A 17,549-nucleotide genomic window follows, 5' to 3' on the forward strand; every position below is an offset into this window, starting at 1 on the left:
CATGGTGTATGCGATTATAACAGGAGCCTCCAGGGGACTTGGCGCTGCCGCCGCAAAACAGCTGCTTGCTGAAGCGAATGTGATTTCCGTTTCACGGGCGGAAAATGAAGACTTAAGGAATTTGGCGGAGAATAGCGATAGAGAATACATACATTATACTTGTGACCTTGCTGACAGCTCGGAAGTTCAGTCAGTGTTCAAAAAAATTGCGGACTCGGTCTTCAAACAGGAGCCGGATGCAATCTATCTAATCAATAATGCAGGAATGGTAGACCCTATTGAAACAGCAGGAAATCTGGATGAAGAGAAGACAGCGGCAAGCGTGAATGTAAATCTTCTCGCCCCGATGATCATCAGCAACATCTTCCTTGAGAAAGCTGAGGCATCGGATGCCAGATTGGTGATTGCCAATGTGTCCTCAGGGGCAGGGAGCAGGCCCATCCAGGGGTGGGGCGTCTACTGCAGCACCAAAGCGGGAATCAATATGTTCACCCAGACGGCGGCTTTAGAATTGGAGAACAGGAGCAGCCGGCATAAGATTTTCGCTTTCAGTCCGGGGGTGATGGACACCGACATGCAGTCGACAATCCGTTCCGCCTCCAAGTCAGCCTTCAACGACATCGAGACCTTCAAGAAGTATAAAGAAGAAGGCATGCTCCGTGATGCCGATACAGTTGCGGGAGCTTTGATAAAAGTTTTAAGGAGCGAAACCATCGAGAACGGAAAAATCTATCAAATCAATGCTCTCTTATAAGGAAAAGCCGGCTCTTTATGCCGGCTTTTTTTTAATGGGTAATACAGAATGCCTTACTGGACCAGTCAGATAGCCGCTTTTTGACCAAGAATGCTCATTTTGATGCAGCAGTCTGTTACTAACAGCTTTTGCAGAAGTGAAATAAAGGAATTATGATGTTTTAGGGCTAATAATATAGGTTATGAGTCTAAACGAAATTTGGGGGCGGATGGCGTGAAAGGGCAAACAGGACTCCTATTGGCGGTCTTTGTTCTTCTGCTATCGGGATGCGAAGCTGCAGGGGGCCGAAGCACTCTTACCATTGAACCTTATTCATTAAGCGAAAGTGAGCAGGAGCTCATCAGCAGGACCGGAGTGGATGGCATTCAATTTTTTAAGCTTGACGGAAAGCTGGCAGAGAAAGAAGATCTTCAGTTTTCCATGGAAATCTATAAGGATGGGAGATTAACAGATGATGTGGTGTATACAAGGGGACAAGTGGAAAAGGAATTCAATCAATCATTGGTTTCCTATGGGATAAACCAGGGAGATGAGCAAATTACCTTTTTAAATGGAATCAATGGAGGAATGATGGAACAGGTCGAAAGCATTGAGGGGGTCCGGGGGTCATCATTCACCTCGTTTATCGACGAAAAAACAGAACTGGTTAAAGACGAGGCGGTTTACCTGACAGCCTGGACCGGGACAAAAGGAAGTCTTCTCGAGGGGGTATCCCTTAATGATGAGGGAACGCTGGATGGCATGGAACACATAGATACCGGATATGTGTTTAAAATGACTTGGACCAATGGTATGGAAGAATGAAGGAGGGTGCATCATGAAACTGTTATTGCTTGGTGGAACATCTTTTTTAGGAAAGCATATTGCCGAGGCGGCACTTGCCAACGGGCATGAAGTGACTTTGTTCAATCGCGGCAAAACCAATCCCCATCTGTTTCCGGAAGCTGAGAAGTTAACAGGCGACCGTGAAAAAGGTGAACTGGACGCCTTAAAGAAAGGCCAATGGGATGCGGTCATTGACACATCCGGATATACTCCGGGTAAAGTAGAGCAGAGTGCCTCGTTGTTAAAGGGCAGGATAAACCGATACATATTCATCTCTTCCATATCGGTTTATAAGGATTTTTTGACTGGAGAGGCTCAGGAAGAGGATGAAACGGGCACTCTTGATGAACCGGAGACCGAAGAGGTGAATGGTGAGACATATGGTCCGCTGAAGGCTTTGTGTGAACAAAGACTGGAAGGGGTCCTCCCTGGTAAAACCCTGAACATCAGACCTGGATTGATTGTCGGTCCGGATGATACCACAGACAGGTTCACCTACTGGGTCCAGCGTTTCTCGGAAGGCGGGAAAGTGCTTGTTCCAGGAAGTAAGGAAAGGGTCATCCAATGGGTTGATGTACGTGACCTCGCCCAGTGGATCATCCTCATGGCAGAAGAACGGGAAGCGGGGACTTATAATGTGACTGGCCCCCGCCAAAGATACAGTATGAAAGAGTTTGTGGAAGATTTGCTTTATATAGCGCCTCAAGATACAGAAACGGCATGGGTGGAGGATGCCTTTTTGGTGGATCGCAAGGTTGGTCCATTTGTGCAGCTTCCCTTATGGATACCGGTAAATGAGCAGTACCCAGATGGCTTTATCTTAGCTGATTATTCCAAAGCTTTAAAGAAAGGGCTTGTTCTCCGTAATCCGAGGGAAACCATTAAGGATACACTGAGTTGGATAGGCGCAAGAGGCAAGGTGGATTTGAAGGCGGGATTGACCCGTGAGGAGGAGGCAGACCTTTTAAGCAGATGGTCTGTAGTTGAACAGTAGTATATAAGTAACAACTCCCGCAACCGGTTATAGTAAAGGTTGCGGTTTCTCTTTCTTGTTTTTTAGAGAAAGCATTTTATTACCTTCTTTTTACATTATAGAGATATAATAATAGGGAAGATTTACTTATTCCCAAATAGGGTAATAAAGAACTAAAGGCTGATTTTGAAAGGAGAATTTTTGATGGACTATAAAAATATCACTGTAGCTGGAAGCGGTGTTTTGGGAAGCCAGATCGCCTTCCAAACAGCATTCAAAGGTTTTAATGTTTCGGTCTATGATATCAGTGATGAAGCAGTAGAAAAGGCAAAAGACAGAGTTGAAGATCTTAAGCCGAGATATCAGGAAGACCTTGGTGCATCACAGGAGGAACTGGATGCGGCCGTTGAACGGATGTCCTTCTTTTCTGATTTAGGGAAAGCTGTGGAGGACGCAGACTTAGTGATTGAAGCGGTTCCTGAAGTAGTGAAGATCAAGACTGACTTCTATGAAAAATTGGGGCAAGCTGCACCGGAAAAAACAGTATTTGCGACAAATTCCTCTACATTACTGCCCAGCCAATTTGCTGAAGCAACTGGACGCCCGGAAAAGTTCCTGGCGCTGCACTTCGCGAATGAAATCTGGAAGAACAATACTGCTGAGGTCATGAAGCATCCAGGTACAGATAAGGATGTCTTCAATGATTTGCTGGAATTTGCCAAGGCAATCGGAATGGTCGCCCTGCCTTTACACAAAGAGCAGCCGGGATATATCTTGAATTCTCTATTGGTGCCTTTCCTGGAAGCGGGACAGATGCTGCTTGTTAAAGAGGTGGCAGATCCCCAAACCATTGATAAGACCTGGATGATAGCCACAGGATCCCCGAAAGGTCCATTTGCAATCCTGGACATTGTCGGCATTACCACGGCATATAACATTTCAAATGCCAAAGCAGAAGCAACGGGGTCTGAAGAATTCGCCAAGCTTGCTGCTGTCCTGAAAACAGAGTATATCGACAAAGGAAAACTCGGCAGGGAGACAGGGGAAGGGTTCTATACTTACCCAAATCCTGCCTATGAAGACCCTGATTTTCTGAAGGGGTAATAAATTGAAAGAGGCATGCCCTGGTGGCTGCCTCTTTTATGTTGGCATATTCGCTTTAGCGCTTTAAAGCAGGCGGGGACTGTCCCCGGCTGCTTTAAAGCGCTAAAGGCTGCCTTTTGATTTATAAGATTGGAGATAATAGCCTGGAAATCGATTCTTTGAAACGGATCCATAGCGGCCGTTTTAAGTATTCTTCCGTGCTGAGTTCCCTCGATAGATGAATATCTTTGAGGAAGATGGAACCCAGCTCCCTTGAAAGCTCGATATCGTAAATGAAGGCATTGACTTCAAAGTTCAGCCTGAAACTGCGGACGTCGATATTCGCGGTGCCCACAGAAGAAATCTTACTGTCGACGACAATCGTTTTAGCATGGATGAAGCCGTTCTCGTAGATATAAATCCTGGCACCTGCTTTCAGCATTTCTCCAATATATGAGAATGTTGCCCAGTAGACGAACATATGGTCAGGCTTATTGGGAATCATGATCCGGACATCGATTCCGGAAAGAGCTGCAATTCTCAGTGAGTCCAGAAGACTGGCATCTGGAATGAAGTAGGGTGTCTGGATGTAGATGGATTCCTTCGCAGAAGAAATCATTTTGATATAGCCATTCTTGATCTGCTCCCATTCTGAATCCGGTCCGCTGGTGACAATCTGCACCCCTGCGTTTCCAGTGAACTTGGCCGTCGGGAAGTACCTGTGCTCCAAGTGGATATCCCTTGAAGCTGAAGCCTGGTTCCAATCGAGGATGAACCTGGTCTGCATGGCGAGGACCGCGCTGCCTTCCAGTCTCAAATGAGTATCCCGCCAGTAACCGAATCTCGGGTTCAGTCCCAGATATTCGTCCCCGACATTAAATCCGCCGACATATCCAATGATTCCATCGATGATGACAAGTTTCCTGTGATTCCGGTAGTTCAAGCGCGGATTGATATATGGAATCCTTGATGGGAAAAAGACTTCCACTTCCCCGCCGGCTTGGATCAACTCACGAAAGAAACGCTTATTCAATGTCCGCGATCCCATTTCATCATACAAAACCCGGACCTTTACCCCCTGCCTTGCTTTTTCCGTCAGGGCAGTCAGGATTCTTTTGCCGAGCGCATCCCTGCGCAGTATATAATATTGAAAATGTATGTGGTTTTTAGCAGCTTTTATATCTTTTAACAGTGCATCGAATTTGTCTTCCCCATGCGTATAGACTGTAATGTCATTATCCTGGGTCAGGACTGCTTCGTTATTCATCAAGTGCATATAAATCATCTCTTTATTCGTGCCGATGGTGCTGTCCTTGAAGGAAAACGAATCGCCTTTGATTTCATTGACTTGTCTCGAAATCAGCTCTTCTATGCCGATTTTCTTCATTTCATCCCACTGAAACAAGCGTTTCCTCGTGAGATTCTGTCCAAACACCAAGTACATGATGAACCCCAGTACCGGTATAAACACCAAGACCATCAGCCAGGCCCAGGTAGCACCGGCATCCCGTCTTTCCAAAAAAACGACGACACAGGCGAAGGCAATATTCAGCACTAAAAAGATTCCAAGCAAAATAGACAGGATATCCATATAATTCCCCTCTGAACTTTGTAATAGGATGTTTTCGTATTAATTGCTGCTTTCGGAAAAATCGCTGGAGCCGTATTTTCCCCCTTCGATACTATAAGATTTATTTCTCATAGGGACTACAGCTCTTTTCTTTCTTTACAAGGCTCTTTTCGCAAATTGCTGCTGTCGGGGAAATCCCAGGTGCCGGACTTTCCCCTGCATTTCGAATTTCTTACTCGAAAAAGGGAAAGCAGCTCTTTTCTTTCAAACATACCAGGGTTTTCTTCGGTGAATTACCAGGAGATCTGTTCTGGATAGATATCAAATAGCAACAAAGTTTACGAAACAAAAAACTTTTGAAATTTATATTAACAGTAGCAGAGTTTATGATAAGAGCCCTGAATCATGGTGATTGCTTATACATAGTCATTCTATCATAACGGATGGTGTAATTCCGTTTCCTTCCATGTAAACTTTTCCTATAGTACTTATACGATTTAAGACCCTTAGTATATTCCCTTCCCATTGTCCTGATAACATACAATAATAATTTCCTACATATGATGTAACAGCAGCGGACATTCGCTGTTTTATTGAATACCACACTACCTGAGGGAGGGAAGGGAATGGACAGTTTAGCTTTGCTTGCCAATATTGCAGCTTTTCTCATCATTGCAGGCATCCTCTTTTATATGCAGAAAAAACACCTGTCTTTCTCCAAGAGAGTCTTTGCAGCCTTAGGCTTGGGGATTGTTTTCGGATTTGCCCTGCAGTGGCTGTACAGTCCCGGCGATGAAACCCTGGCACAGTCCATCGATTGGTATAACATTGTCGGCATCGGTTATATCAAGCTTTTGCAAATGGTTGTCATGCCTCTTGTCTTTGTATCGATTCTTTCTGCTTTTACCAAGCTTAAGCTCGGGAATAACCTGGGGAAAATTGCGGCTCTGATCATTGGGCTCCTGGTCGGGACAACGGCCATTGCAGCGGTCGTCGGTATTGCCGCTGCGCAGGGATTTGGACTTGAAGCCATTCAAATTGAGCAGGGAGATGCAGAGGCAGCCAGGGGACTCCAGCTGGAAGAGCGTTCAGCCGCGATGGAGGACCAAAGTTATCCGCAGCGGATCCTCGAGCTCCTGCCAGCCAATCCATTTCTTGACTTTACAGGGGAGCGCGCCACTTCCACAATTGCCGTAGTGATATTTGCTGCTTTCTTGGGTGTCGCCTATCTGGGGGTCTACCGTAAAGAACAGGAAACAGCGGAGTTCTTTAAGAAAATCATCGATGCTGTATATGCTGTTATCATGCGCGTGGTGAAATTGGTGCTCCGTCTTACGCCATATGGTGTCTTTGCCATTATGGCGAAAACGGTCGCGACAAGTGACTTTGACGCGATATTGAAGCTCGGGAAATTTGTGGCTGCATCATATGCCGCATTGATTGTTATGCTGGCCATTCACTTGATTCTGCTTACACGGGCCGGATTGAATCCGATCACTTATTTGAAAAAAGCATTCCCGGTCCTCACCTTTGCTTTTACTTCCCGTTCAAGTGCCGGTACCTTGCCTTTAACGATTAATGCTCAAACAAAACATATGGGAGTGTCCGAAGGGATTGCCAATTTCTCCGGTTCATTTGGATTATCCATCGGGCAAAATGGCTGTGCAGGTGTCTACCCGGCGATGCTGGCCGTCATGATTGCACCGACAGTGGGCATCAACCCGATGACGCCATCGTTTATTTTTACCCTCATCGTTATTGTCGCCATCAGTTCGTTTGGGGTTGCCGGTGTCGGTGGCGGGGCAACCTTTGCCGCAATCCTTGTGCTCTCAGCCATGGATTTGCCGATTGCGCTTGCGGGTCTGCTGATATCGATCGAGCCGCTGATCGACATGGGGCGGACAGCTGTCAATGTCAGCGGTGCCATGACCTCAGGGTTGATTACAAGTAAAGTGACCAAAGAGTTAGATACTGCTGTGTATGATGATCCGAATGCAGTAGAGGGATGAGGTATCAATGAAGACCTGCCCGGGGCTGCCGGGCGGGTCTTTGCTGCGTTTGAGGGCTTGGCTCCTGTTTATAAAGGCCGGGATGACCAATAGAGGTTCTTATAATACAAAAATCAGAGAGATGGCTCAGGTGTTCTCATGGCTGCTTCATAAGGCTGAAACCGGAGAGAACCTCAGTGCATGGTGCCTCGTAACACACCCATACAACTGACAATACAAATAAAATCACCCCAGCCCCACTCATAATATTGAGTAAGAAAAACCATCTTTCAAGAAGCCGGATTATTGGCATTCACCCCCCCAAAAAAATAAAAAAACGAAACCCCAAAAGGAGTTTCGTTCATGAAAAGCCAGCATTACTAAAAATAAAAACTGCTGACCCACTCAGCGAGCATGGCACAGGCGACGGCGGCATATGTTCCGACGACATTGCCCATGATACCCATCAGCAATCCTACAGGCGCAAGGGAAGGCTGGAATACAGAGGCGACGACCGGTGCTGAGCTTGTACCGCCGATATTTCCTTGAGAACCAACCGCCACAAAGAACAAAGGAGCGCGAAGCAACCTTGCAGCAAGGAAAATAATAAAGACGTGAATCGCAAGCCATACGATGCCCATCAATACATATTGAGGAGCTTCAACAACATAGGCAAGGTCTGCCTTTGCCCCGATGGTAGCCAGCAGGATATAAATCCCCGCGTAACCAACTTTGCTGGCTCCGTAGTTTTCCAATTTGCTTACTTTGGTGAAGGAAAGCAGGATTCCGACAGCCGAGATGATCATGATGGTCCAGGTGCCGGCAGAAAGGACTGAAGTTTCAGGCAGTGTTTCTGCGAAAATCCGGACTACGTATGCCACACCGAATCCAAGACCGAGAATGGCCGCCAGCTGCGGCACATCGATTGGACGGGAGTTTTTACGCTGCAGCTCGCCCATATCTTCGTTCACTTTTTGGATGATGGAATTGTCCGCTTTATTCCATTTGTTGAATTTATGCTGGAAGCTCGCAAGGAAAATCATGATACCCATCCAGCCGTAACCGACTACCGTGTCTACGACAATGATCGGAGACAGGACAAAATCCGGTGTGCCTGTCGCTTCTATAAGGGCCGCCATGTTGGCACTTCCGCCGATCCAGCTTCCGGCAAGTGCAGCGACTCCGGTCCATGCTTCCTCAGGAAGGAAGGGCTGGAAAATGGCCAGGGCAATAGGTCCGCCGATGATGACGCCGACTGTCCCGGCCAGGAACATCATAATTGCTTTGGGCCCCAGCTTGAGCGTTGCCGGCACATTTGCCGAAAGCAGCAGCAAAAGCAGTCCCACTGGCAATATGTAAGTGGACACAAAGCTGTATAAGTCAGAGCTGTCCGGAATAATGCCGACCGTAGTCGAAAGCATTGGGATGAAATACGTCCATATCAAAGGAGGAGCATAATGAAAAAACTTTTGCAGAAAAGGATTTTTCGATTCTCCTAAGACGAAAATCAGGCCGACCACGGCTGCCAGATATGCAAAGATGGCCATGGGGTCCTGAATCAATGGTGTAGAGAAAAATACCATTCTTGTTACCTCCTATTCTTTAAGTACGATGCCATCATAACATGGAAGCGCTTAAACCAATTGAATTTTAAAAAGGAGAAATAATCCGAAGATTGTTTTATTTGAAAAGCTTTAAAGCAGCCAAGTTCCGAATGACATAAAATTGACATGAAAAAAGAGCAGGATTCTTTTGGGTAATGCCGAATTCAGATTGGTAAAGGATAGGTGATTAGGAAATGACGGTAATATATATGGTCAGGCATGCACATTCCGTCTTTAACCTGGAAGAGGAAGAGACAAGAAGTTTATCGGTCCGGGGAATGGCTGATGCAGAACGGGTGAAGGAAGTCCTTATGAAAGAGAAAATCGATGCGATTTACTCCAGTTCATATACACGGGCCATCCAAACCGTTCAGCCCCTGGCAGATGGTCTCCGCCTGAATATCCAGGCAGATGAGCGTTTCCGGGAAAGGGACCTGGCAGCAAAGGATTTTGTTCTGGAAGATCCCGAGCACGCCATGCAGAGAGTGTTTGCCGAACCGGATCACACTTTTCCAGGCGGCGAAAGCAACAATGAGGTGAAGGCAAGAGGGACTGCTGCTTTGAAGGAGATACTGATGAAGCATAAGGGTAAGAATGTTGCTGTCGGTATCCATGGACACGCCATGACCATTATCATGGGTGCATTTGATCCTGCTTATGGTTCTCTTGAGTTTTGGCGGGGAACGACGAAACCGGACATATATAAGCTGAACTTTGAAGGGGAAAAGCTTGTGGATGTCAGCCGGTTGTGGGAAGCCTCCCTTTTGGAAGAAAGGGTATGAGCAGGACAGTGAAGGTACAGTGGGGAAGCGGCCGCGTGGAATTGACTTGGAGTGATGCCGCGCAACTCCCTCCGCTTGAAAAGATCACCAGTGTGCATGGCTGCTGTTTTCATCAGGGCAAAGTCCTGCTTGTGAATATTAAGGGCAGGGGATTTAACTTTCCAGGTGGTCATGTTGAAGGAGGGGAGACCCCGGAGCAAGCGTTTCACCGGGAAGTGCTTGAAGAAGGATGGGTTAAAGGGAGGGTCCGCCATGTTGGCATGATCAAGGTCAGCCACAGGAACAACCCTCAATTTGATCCCAAAGGAAAGTACCCATTGATTGGGTACCAGGTTTTTTACCGGATGGATATTGAAGAGATGCTGCCATTTCAAAGGAACAATGAGTCGTCATGCCGGATTTGGGCAGAACCTTCCGAGGTCCCGTATGTAATCAATGACCATGAATTAGCGTTGGAAGCGTTGAATGAAGCGGTAAAAGGTGGTTTAAATACCGTAATTTAATACAAGCAGCAAGACACAAGTGATCATTGTTATTCCAATCATCATGTATAGGAAATCGACCAAGTTATCAAGCATGGCTGTCTTTTGTTTCTCGCGCCGGTAGCCTTTTGGTGCGCGGCGGGAAGGTTTTGCAGAGCGCATTGGTATTCCCCCTTAATGTCTTCTTTTATTATTACACAAGGTTCGACAAAAAGGCGCAAAATCCTTCCTGATCATGAAAAAATAACCATAATTATAAAGAAAAACGCCCGTATAAACGGACGTTTCCCTGATTATTGAAGGTGATTTCGTTCGGAAATCTGGGTTAGTGCAGCCCCTGCCTTCTCATCAGACTGCTGCTGTACTGCCAAGTCACCAAGTGCAAGCATACCGACCAGGTTTCCATTTTCGACAACCGGAAGGCGGCGTACTTGGTGCTGGGACATTAAAGCTGCGGCTTCTTCGACCGAAGCTTCAGGAGAAACGGTGACGACACGGCCTGACATAACACTTTGAATTGTACCAGCTTGGTTGTTATGGGATAGCCCTCTGACAACAAGGTCACGGTCCGTTACCATGCCAACCACTTGTCCATTCTGCATGACCGGTAAAGCCCCTACACCTAAAGAACTCATTTTGCCTGCAGCAGATTGGTAAGTATCCTGTGCTGAACACGCCTCAACATCAGCTGTCATAACGTCACGTACTCTCATTCTGATTCCCCCTTGTAAGTAGTGGACAGTACATAGATAGTATGGGAAATCGATGCTGCTTTATTCTGCCTTTCGCCTTCTAATTCCATCCAGCAGTTATACTTGATAAGGATAGGATTCGTCAGAAGGAGCATTTTTTTGAAGGATGAGAACAACCAATGGAAATACCAGAATCGCGGAAAAGATGAAAGTAAGGATCAATGCTAAAGACAAGGGAGTGATTTGTTTCCGGTAATCATCCTGATGGTCATTGATGAACGCTTTGGATTGCTCATTCCCAATAACCATATCGTTTTCCAGCAGGGCATCCTGGTCAAGGCTGTAGTAGAAAATTTCCTGCTTATTGAAATGAAAAATGGTGTCGCGGTCGATTTGATACCTAACAAAGACCACTTTTACTTTCTGCTCTTCGATATCTTCTTCATTAATGGCAACATCCATTGTAAGGTCCGCAAAGTCTTTTACGTGGACAGATCCCTTCTGATAGTAGGGGTCGATTGCTTCAAGTTTTTCATTGATGCTGTCAATGATAGGATCTTTTGCAGAAGCCGGGGCAAAAGTAAAAGCCAGAGAAAATGCAAGTAAGGGTAGTGTAAAACACACAAAGACCAAAATTTTTTTCAAGAAACCGCCTCCCTAAGCGTTTGTACATGTATATGCCCGGGAGGAAAGAGTTAGGACAAAAACAGCAGAGCCGTCGTGATGACAGCTCTGCAGTGGAATCCATCTCCTTATTTTTGGATGAACATCTGTGTCCAGTAGGCCCCATAGGAGCCGCCTTTGACATATCCCACTCCGATATGGGTGTAATTCGGAGTCAGGATGTTCTTTCGGTGGCCAGGGCTGTCCATCCAGGCCTGAACGACAGCCTGTGCGCTTGGCTGTCCTGCTGCGATGTTTTCAGCAGCGGAACGGTAGTTGATGTTAAAGTTTTTCATATGGTAAAGGGAGATCCATACGTTGGGCTCGTATGTGAAAAGTATCCTTTATCTCTCATGTCTGCTGACTTGTATCGTGCTACTCTTGAAAGCTGCCAATCGGCACGAAGAGGAGACAGGCCTTTTTTGGCACGTTCCTGATTCGTCAGCCTGATGACTTCACCTTCGACCCCTTTTACAACGTCTTTATTAGGGATTGAGATTTTTTGCCCTGGATAAATCAGGTCTGGGTTCGGAATCTGTGTATTGGCATTGATGATTTCAGAAAGCCCGATTTGATACCTTTTGGAAATTTTCCAAAGCGTATCTCCTTTTTTGACATAGTACACATCAGCGGCGTGAGTAAGAGTCGGAAGAAATAACCCAAAAGCTAAGGACAACGTGACAACAATTGAAAGGATTTTTCATGGTACTTAGGATGTCTTATACATGATTTTTTATGTAAGTTTTTTTGTAAAAAAATGTTTCTGTTTGACAGAAAAATGATATGGATGAGTTAGCAGCGGATTAGGAAGTGCCAACGGGTATAAAGATGAGAGGACGGAAAAGCCGTTAAGTACATTAAGTAATGAAGACTGCTGGAACGCTGGAACGGAACTCCGGCCAGGCGGCTAACCGAGTGTCCCCCCGGCTCGGCCAGGGGAATATCTGGAGCGGAAAGCATCGGGCACTTGCGGAACATATCAAAAAGTTAAAAAATTTTCAAAATAAGGTTAAAAGGAAAATTAAGTGGTAATATAAAATGGACTTATGAAATTCGGAAAAAAGTGAAACCATATGTGGATTCATTCGTATTACGGGAAGAGACAATTTTATGAGAGGGTGTGCACAGTGACAAATGAGAATGAACGGTTGAAGAAAGTCGTTACCAAGCTCTCGAAAGTCGGCGTCAATATTACAAAGACCAAATCCAGGATGGAAGTTTTTCAAGCGCTGAAGACCCTGCAGCCTTTACCGAAAACATTGTCACATGATTCATAAAAATGAAATATGGGACAGACATAATCATTCCTTTCCTTCGATATAATTTAGTAGAAAGGGGAGGGGATAGTATGCCTGAATCCATGTTCGACGTAGAAACGCTTATAGCGATCAGACGCAGGGCCGATGAACTTTCCTATCAATGCATGAACAGGAAGCTGGCCAATGATCCGCAGGAGCTGAAGATGGCTTTGGATAACATATGCCGGGCACTTGGAACCTTTGCAGAAGTGGAAATCCACAGGATTAGAAATGAAAACATCGCTTATGACCCGCAGTCTTATATTAAAGGAAGGCTGGCTTTCGCTTACAAGGCGATGAAAACGGTTCCCCGAGATGACTCGCATACAGCCTGACCCGCATCTAACATCTTGTTAGGTGTTTTTTTTCGGCGTGGAAGTGGTATGAATAAGAGTAGCAGTAGTGAAAAGTTAGGGGTTGAAGGATGATGAACCGATATAGCAATGCTCTACTTATTTATAATGGAAAAGCAGGCCAGGAGGATATGGATTCCACACTGGGGGACTGCATAGGTGAACTGACATCATGCTGTGATGAATTGACATTGTACGGAACAAAAAGCAAGTCAGATGCAGAGCGGATATGCAGGGAAAAAGGCGGAAACTATGAGCTCGTCATCATCCTTGGCGGTGATGGGACCGTCCATGAATGTGTGAATGGTTTAGCCGGACTCCCGGTGAGGCCGAAGACGGCGATCCTGCCGGCTGGGACCTGTAATGACTTCAGCCGTTCCTTAATGATTCCGCAGAATATTAAACAGGCAGCAAGGCTGATTAAATATGGGAGGACCGAAGAAATCGATATCGTGAGGGAAAATGATCGTTATTTCTCAAATTTCTGGGGAATCGGGATCATTGCTGACGCATCCCAAAATGTCAATGAAGCGGTTAAAGGGGTATTCGGAAAGATAAGCTATTATCTCAGTGCATTCCAGACATTGCAGGAAGCTGAAACCTTTACCTTCAAAGCTGATATAGATGGCAAGTCGGTAGAGGAAAAAGCCGTCATGGTATTCGTAGCGAATGGCAGGTTCATCGGCACAAGCGAACTGCCACTCCCTCCGCAGAAATATAACGATGGTGTAGTGGATATCTTCATCATAAAAGAAGCTGGATTCAAGCTTTTAAAAGAAGTGCTTGCTGCCAAAGGGACGGGCAAGCTTAATGAAAAAAGCGGGGAAATCCTTCACTTTCAGGCTAAGAATGCTTCAATTGAGACAACTCCCGTCCAGAGCACCGACATGGATGGAGAAGTATATACAGATACCCCGGTACAAATGGATGTGCTTAACCGCCATATCCCGTTTATCGTCGGTGAGGAAGAAAGAAAAGAAGCAGCAGAGTAGCTTTGCCAATAGCAGTTCGATTCAGTGGCGGACAAACTGGTTTCAAGCCCTGGATCAAGCTGCTTTTTTTGTTTGGTACATTCTCTGGATAAAATTCTCATTGTGTAAACTATGCTGCTTTACTTATGATATCCGGGTGTTTTCTGTAATAACCCGGTTAATTACAGCAGAAAAGAGGTGCTCTTTCATTTCGGGATTATACTTTGGAATAGAGGAGGAAATCCGGCACTTAAGATTTTCCCGAGAGCAACAATTATTGTGCAAGCACTTTGTTAAGTAAAATATGCTGCACTTTAATCAACTCAAATACTGATTCTGAAAATCTTAGAAACATTCAAAGAAGGGCTGATAGATTTCCTCGTCGAAGGAACAGGCTCCGTTATGCAGGGGTCTGATAGGTATGATAGCAGCAGTTTGAGCATGGCCGGCCATTATAAAGAAGCAGCAGGCAGATTGCCCTTTCAGGCATGATAATCTATAGCAAATATTGTCTGATGATGGTAAACTGATGTAGCGGTTAATTCGTAGTACATAGGAGAAGAAGAGATCGCAGAAATTATCCAATACACTAATGAAGAATGCTAGAATAAGTAAAAGGAGATCATCAAATGTGGGAATGGAAAAATATATATAGAGGTATGATTATGGGCGCAAGTGATGTGATTCCAGGAGTAAGCGGCGGAACGATCGCTGTCATGCTCGGAATTTACGATCGGTTGATTGCAGCCATCAATGGAATTTTCAGCAAAGAGTGGAAAAAGCACTTAAGGTTTCTAATCCCGCTTGGGATCGGAGTGGTCACATCCATCCTGATATTGGCCAGGCTGATTGAGTGGCTTTTTGAACACTATCCTGAGCCGACACAGTTTTTGTTCATGGGCTTGATCATCGGCATCATTCCGTACCTGGCCAAAAAATCAGAAATGAAGTCAACGTTCAAGGCTAATCATTATCTGTTGCTTCTGATAGGTGCTGTCATCGTTGCTTCCATGATCTTCTTCAAATCTGAAGAGTCGGCAGTGATAGAGAACATTACTGCAGGAACATATGTATTATTGTTTTTTTCTGGTTTCATCGCGAGTGCAGCCATGATTCTCCCTGGTATCAGCGGATCTTTCATCCTGCTGATCATCGGTATCTATTCAACTGTCATCAGCAGTATTTCCAACTTTCAGCTTGATGTCATTTTCGTTGTGGGAATCGGAATCATACTCGGTATTATCGTGATGAGTAAGCTGATTAAATTCTTTCTCGAGAACTATTCATCAGGAACATATGCCCTGATTATAGGACTTGTTATAGGTTCGATTGTGGTTATATATCCAGGAATACCGGAAAGCACGTCCCTTATTATTGCGAGTATCATTACATTCCTGGCCGGCCTCTTTTTTGCGAGAGTGCTGGGACGAATTGAATATTCTTAAAGAAGAAAAACAGTCCAGGATTTGGACTGTTTTTTATTGGATCCGAAATTGTACCAGGTGCCGAAATAAAATTTCTCGGGAAATATCGACACTCTACATTTGTTTCGGTGCCTGGATTCCGAGAAGCCCCAACCCGTCACTAAGAGTATTTGTGACGGTTTTTACTAATAACAGGCGTGATGGTAATTCTTCATTTTCCTCCAATATTCTTGTTTTTCCATAGTATTTATTAAACGCTTTGCTCACCGCAAGTAAATATTTCGCAATGATAGATGGAGAATAATTCAAATAAGCATCTTGAACCGCTTCAGGATATTTGTTCAAAATCTTAATCAATTCCCAGCTTTCGGGGTCCTTCAGGCCGGAAAACTCAGTCTGTTGCGATGATGCGGCTTTTCTCAGGATGGAATGGGCCCTTGCATGAGTATATTGGACATACGGACCGGTTTCACCTTCGAAAGTGAGCATGTCATGAAGGGAAAACTCAATGTCATTCATTCTGTCATTTTTTAAATCATGGAATATGACAGCTCCCGTTCCTACCCAGCGTGCGGTTTCTTCCGCATTTTCGAGGTTCGGATTTTTCTGTTTGATATTCGTATGCGCAATGGCGATTGCTTCCTTCAATACTTCCTCAAGCAGGACGACCCTGCCTTTCCGTGTCGACATTTTCTTGCCGTGCTGAAGGAAAAGCCCAAATGGGATATGGATCATTTGGCCAGCCCAGCTCATCCCCAGTTTTTCCAATACCCCGATGACCTGGCGGAAGTGAATGGTCTGCTCCTGGCCGACGACATAGAGGGCTTGCGAGAAATCGTACGTCTTTTTTCTGTAAAGGGCAGCAGCGATATCCCGGGTTGCATAAAGCGTTGCTCCATCCGATTTTTTGATGAGGGAAGGAGGAAGGCCTTTGTCATCGAGCCAGACCACCTCTGCTCCATCCGACGTTTCAAGAAGGCCTTTTTCTTTGATCAGCTCTACGGCAGCTTCCATTTTGTCGTTATAGAAAGATTCGCCATGGTAAGAGTCAAAAGAAACACCAAGCAGTTCATAAATCTCCTCGAAGGCTGAAAGGGATTCTTTCTTAAACCAGGTCCAGAGTTCAACCATTTCCGGATCACCGTCTTCCAGAAGCTTAAATGCTCTTCTGCCTTCATCATTCAGGGCTGGGCTTGACTCAGCTTCTTCATGGAATTTCTTATACAGGCTGAAGAGCTCAGGAATCGGATTGGCTTTCACCTTCTCTTCATCTCCCCACTTTTTGTAGGCAGTGATAAGTTTTCCAAACTGAGTTCCCCAGTCCCCGATATAATTGATTTTGACGGTTTCAAAACCGCACTTCTCTGCCAGGAGGGCGATGGAATTCCCGATCACAGTAGAGCGGAGATGTCCCATTGAAAAAGGTTTGGCGATATTAGGGGAAGACATGTCGATAGTGATGACTTTTCCGTCCCCGAAAGAGTGTGTTCCAAATTCATCTCCTTTTGACAAGATATCCGCCATGATTTCTTTTCCGGTTTCGTTTCCTTTAAAGAAGATATTAACATAGGGACCTGCGGCTTCTGCCTTCAGCAAGTAAGGGCTGTCAAGTGAGCCGGCTAATTCATTTGCAATGGCAGCAGGTGACTGTTTCTTCTTTTTCGCTAACTGAAAACAGGGAAAGGAAAGGTCCCCCTGGTGGGAAAACTTCGGTGTTTCAATGGTCCTCAATATTTCTTCTTTGCTCATAAGGATATTGAGCGGGCCATCAAGCAGATCTGCATAAAGTTCATGTAAATTCATGGTTCCACCTCCAAAATAATTTAGTGTTGAATGACAAAGAGCTGTTTTTTGGATACAAAAAAACCCGCCTCAAAATAGAGACGGGTTTCCCGCGGTACCACTCTTCTTCCCCAAACAGGGCAGCTCATCAGATAACGGGATGGACCCGGCATATCCTACTGCATGGTTTCGGATATGCTTCTCCAAAGTGCGGTTCATTTCAAGGGGAACACCGGGCTTCCACCATCCCCGGCTCTCTATTGTCCTGGCCTTGAAACTACTCTCTTTGTCATCGAACTTGATAT

General features: G+C 45.4%; 17 protein-coding genes, 1 pseudogene and 1 other annotated feature. Of the genes and pseudogenes, 11 read left to right on the plus strand and 7 right to left on the minus strand.

Going from position 1 to position 17,549, the window contains the following annotated elements:
• Position 1 precedes the first annotated feature (1 nt).
• The 4 genes from D3H55_RS12595 (at position 2) to D3H55_RS12610 (ending at position 3,656) form a co-directional block, all read left to right on the plus strand.
• Positions 2 to 754 carry a (S)-benzoin forming benzil reductase gene (locus tag D3H55_RS12595; RefSeq protein WP_119547317.1) on the plus strand — a complete coding sequence of 251 codons (753 nt, stop codon included), beginning with the start codon at positions 2 to 4 and terminating at the stop codon, positions 752 to 754.
• 213 nt (positions 755 to 967) lie between these two features.
• Positions 968 to 1,558 (plus strand): YgaN family protein, encoded by a 591-nt coding sequence (locus tag D3H55_RS12600; protein WP_119547272.1) that lies wholly within the window; start codon positions 968 to 970, stop codon positions 1,556 to 1,558.
• Positions 1,559 to 1,571: 13 nt separating this feature from the next.
• Positions 1,572 to 2,573 (plus strand): NAD-dependent epimerase/dehydratase family protein, encoded by a 1,002-nt coding sequence (locus D3H55_RS12605; RefSeq protein WP_168413063.1) that lies wholly within the window; start codon positions 1,572 to 1,574, stop codon positions 2,571 to 2,573.
• 183 nt (positions 2,574 to 2,756) lie between these two features.
• Positions 2,757 to 3,656: a 3-hydroxyacyl-CoA dehydrogenase gene (locus D3H55_RS12610; RefSeq protein WP_119547274.1), complete on the plus strand. Its 900-nt coding sequence runs from the start codon at positions 2,757 to 2,759 to the stop codon at positions 3,654 to 3,656.
• Between the two features lie 121 nt (positions 3,657 to 3,777).
• Here D3H55_RS12610 and cls read toward each other — a convergent pair whose 3' ends face one another.
• The gene (gene cls, locus D3H55_RS12615; RefSeq protein WP_119547275.1) at positions 3,778 to 5,226 is read right to left on the minus strand and encodes a cardiolipin synthase; all 1,449 of its coding nucleotides are present in this window, start codon (positions 5,224 to 5,226) and stop codon (positions 3,778 to 3,780) included.
• Positions 5,227 to 5,831: 605 nt separating this feature from the next.
• Here cls and D3H55_RS12620 point away from each other — a divergent pair.
• Positions 5,832 to 7,214: an L-cystine transporter gene (locus tag D3H55_RS12620; protein ID WP_119547276.1), complete on the plus strand. Its 1,383-nt coding sequence runs from the start codon at positions 5,832 to 5,834 to the stop codon at positions 7,212 to 7,214.
• 359 nt (positions 7,215 to 7,573) lie between these two features.
• Here D3H55_RS12620 and D3H55_RS12630 read toward each other — a convergent pair whose 3' ends face one another.
• A complete protein-coding gene (locus D3H55_RS12630) occupies positions 7,574 to 8,776 on the minus strand; it encodes a DUF819 family protein (protein WP_119547278.1) in 1,203 nt (400 codons plus the stop codon).
• Positions 8,777 to 8,991: 215 nt separating this feature from the next.
• Here D3H55_RS12630 and D3H55_RS12635 point away from each other — a divergent pair, with 215 nt between their 5' ends.
• Positions 8,992 to 9,579: a histidine phosphatase family protein gene (locus tag D3H55_RS12635; protein ID WP_119547279.1), complete on the plus strand. Its 588-nt coding sequence runs from the start codon at positions 8,992 to 8,994 to the stop codon at positions 9,577 to 9,579.
• On the plus strand, positions 9,576 to 10,082 hold the full coding sequence (locus tag D3H55_RS12640; protein WP_119547280.1) for an NUDIX hydrolase: 507 nt from the start codon (positions 9,576 to 9,578) through the stop codon (positions 10,080 to 10,082). Before D3H55_RS12635 ends, D3H55_RS12640 begins: the two co-directional genes overlap by 4 nt.
• Here the strand turns inward: D3H55_RS12640 and D3H55_RS24290 are convergent.
• The 4 genes and pseudogenes from D3H55_RS24290 to safA all read right to left on the minus strand — a co-directional run bounded on the left by D3H55_RS24290 (position 10,065) and on the right by safA (position 12,092).
• Complete coding sequence (locus D3H55_RS24290; protein ID WP_168413064.1) at positions 10,065 to 10,223, minus strand: hypothetical protein; 159 nt, start codon at positions 10,221 to 10,223, stop codon at positions 10,065 to 10,067. The two genes, D3H55_RS12640 and D3H55_RS24290, sit on opposite strands and share 18 nt — an antisense overlap.
• Before the next feature lie 131 nt (positions 10,224 to 10,354).
• Positions 10,355 to 10,774, minus strand: a complete 420-nt coding sequence (locus D3H55_RS12645) for a CBS domain-containing protein (protein WP_168413065.1) — start codon at positions 10,772 to 10,774, stop codon at positions 10,355 to 10,357.
• Between the two features lie 96 nt (positions 10,775 to 10,870).
• Entirely contained in the window at positions 10,871 to 11,398 is a 528-nt protein-coding gene (locus D3H55_RS12650; protein WP_119547281.1) for a hypothetical protein, read from the minus strand.
• 107 nt (positions 11,399 to 11,505) lie between these two features.
• Positions 11,506 to 12,092, minus strand: a pseudogene (gene safA / locus D3H55_RS12655) (SafA/ExsA family spore coat assembly protein).
• A gap of 451 nt (positions 12,093 to 12,543) precedes the next feature.
• Here safA and D3H55_RS24295 point away from each other — a divergent pair.
• The 4 genes from D3H55_RS24295 to D3H55_RS12670 all read left to right on the plus strand — a co-directional run bounded on the left by D3H55_RS24295 (position 12,544) and on the right by D3H55_RS12670 (position 15,483).
• Positions 12,544 to 12,693, plus strand: coding sequence for an Lmo0850 family protein (locus tag D3H55_RS24295; RefSeq protein ID WP_168413066.1), 150 nt, complete (start codon positions 12,544 to 12,546; stop codon positions 12,691 to 12,693).
• Positions 12,694 to 12,764: 71 nt separating this feature from the next.
• Entirely contained in the window at positions 12,765 to 13,049 is a 285-nt protein-coding gene (locus D3H55_RS12660) for a hypothetical protein (RefSeq protein ID WP_240628565.1), read from the plus strand.
• An 89-nt stretch (positions 13,050 to 13,138) separates the two neighbouring features.
• A complete protein-coding gene (locus D3H55_RS12665) occupies positions 13,139 to 14,059 on the plus strand; it encodes a diacylglycerol/lipid kinase family protein (RefSeq protein WP_240628566.1) in 921 nt (306 codons plus the stop codon).
• 608 nt (positions 14,060 to 14,667) lie between these two features.
• Positions 14,668 to 15,483 (plus strand): DUF368 domain-containing protein, encoded by an 816-nt coding sequence (locus D3H55_RS12670; RefSeq protein WP_168413067.1) that lies wholly within the window; start codon positions 14,668 to 14,670, stop codon positions 15,481 to 15,483.
• 93 nt (positions 15,484 to 15,576) lie between these two features.
• On the opposite strand, the gene argS is transcribed toward D3H55_RS12670, so the two are convergent.
• Complete coding sequence (gene argS / locus D3H55_RS12675) at positions 15,577 to 17,265, minus strand: arginine--tRNA ligase (RefSeq protein WP_119547282.1); 1,689 nt, start codon at positions 17,263 to 17,265, stop codon at positions 15,577 to 15,579.
• Positions 17,266 to 17,338: 73 nt separating this feature from the next.
• Positions 17,339 to 17,546 (minus strand) — a binding site (T-box leader).
• Positions 17,547 to 17,549 lie beyond the last annotated feature (3 nt).

Origin of the sequence: Bacillus salacetis (genome assembly GCF_003581585.1) — a bacterium.
In the GTDB taxonomy this organism is placed as follows: domain Bacteria; phylum Bacillota; class Bacilli; order Bacillales; family Bacillaceae_B; genus Rossellomorea; species Rossellomorea salacetis.

Coding starts and splice junctions, on each gene's coding strand:
- D3H55_RS12620 (WP_119547276.1), top strand. CDS start 5,832: ATGGACAGTTTAGCTTTGCTTGCCAATATTGCAGCTTTTCTCATCATT.
- D3H55_RS12595 (WP_119547317.1), top strand. CDS start 2: ATGGTGTATGCGATTATAACAGGAGCCTCCAGGGGACTTGGCGCTGCC.
- D3H55_RS12660 (WP_240628565.1), top strand. CDS start 12,765: ATGCCTGAATCCATGTTCGACGTAGAAACGCTTATAGCGATCAGACGC.
- D3H55_RS12670 (WP_168413067.1), top strand. CDS start 14,668: ATGTGGGAATGGAAAAATATATATAGAGGTATGATTATGGGCGCAAGT.
- D3H55_RS12605 (WP_168413063.1), top strand. CDS start 1,572: ATGAAACTGTTATTGCTTGGTGGAACATCTTTTTTAGGAAAGCATATT.
- D3H55_RS12630 (WP_119547278.1), bottom strand. CDS start 8,776: ATGGTATTTTTCTCTACACCATTGATTCAGGACCCCATGGCCATCTTT.
- cls (WP_119547275.1), bottom strand. CDS start 5,226: ATGGATATCCTGTCTATTTTGCTTGGAATCTTTTTAGTGCTGAATATT.
- D3H55_RS12635 (WP_119547279.1), top strand. CDS start 8,992: ATGACGGTAATATATATGGTCAGGCATGCACATTCCGTCTTTAACCTG.
- D3H55_RS12645 (WP_168413065.1), bottom strand. CDS start 10,774: ATGAGAGTACGTGACGTTATGACAGCTGATGTTGAGGCGTGTTCAGCA.
- D3H55_RS12610 (WP_119547274.1), top strand. CDS start 2,757: ATGGACTATAAAAATATCACTGTAGCTGGAAGCGGTGTTTTGGGAAGC.
- D3H55_RS24290 (WP_168413064.1), bottom strand. CDS start 10,223: ATGCGCTCTGCAAAACCTTCCCGCCGCGCACCAAAAGGCTACCGGCGC.
- D3H55_RS12665 (WP_240628566.1), top strand. CDS start 13,139: ATGATGAACCGATATAGCAATGCTCTACTTATTTATAATGGAAAAGCA.
- argS (WP_119547282.1), bottom strand. CDS start 17,265: ATGAATTTACATGAACTTTATGCAGATCTGCTTGATGGCCCGCTCAAT.
- D3H55_RS12640 (WP_119547280.1), top strand. CDS start 9,576: ATGAGCAGGACAGTGAAGGTACAGTGGGGAAGCGGCCGCGTGGAATTG.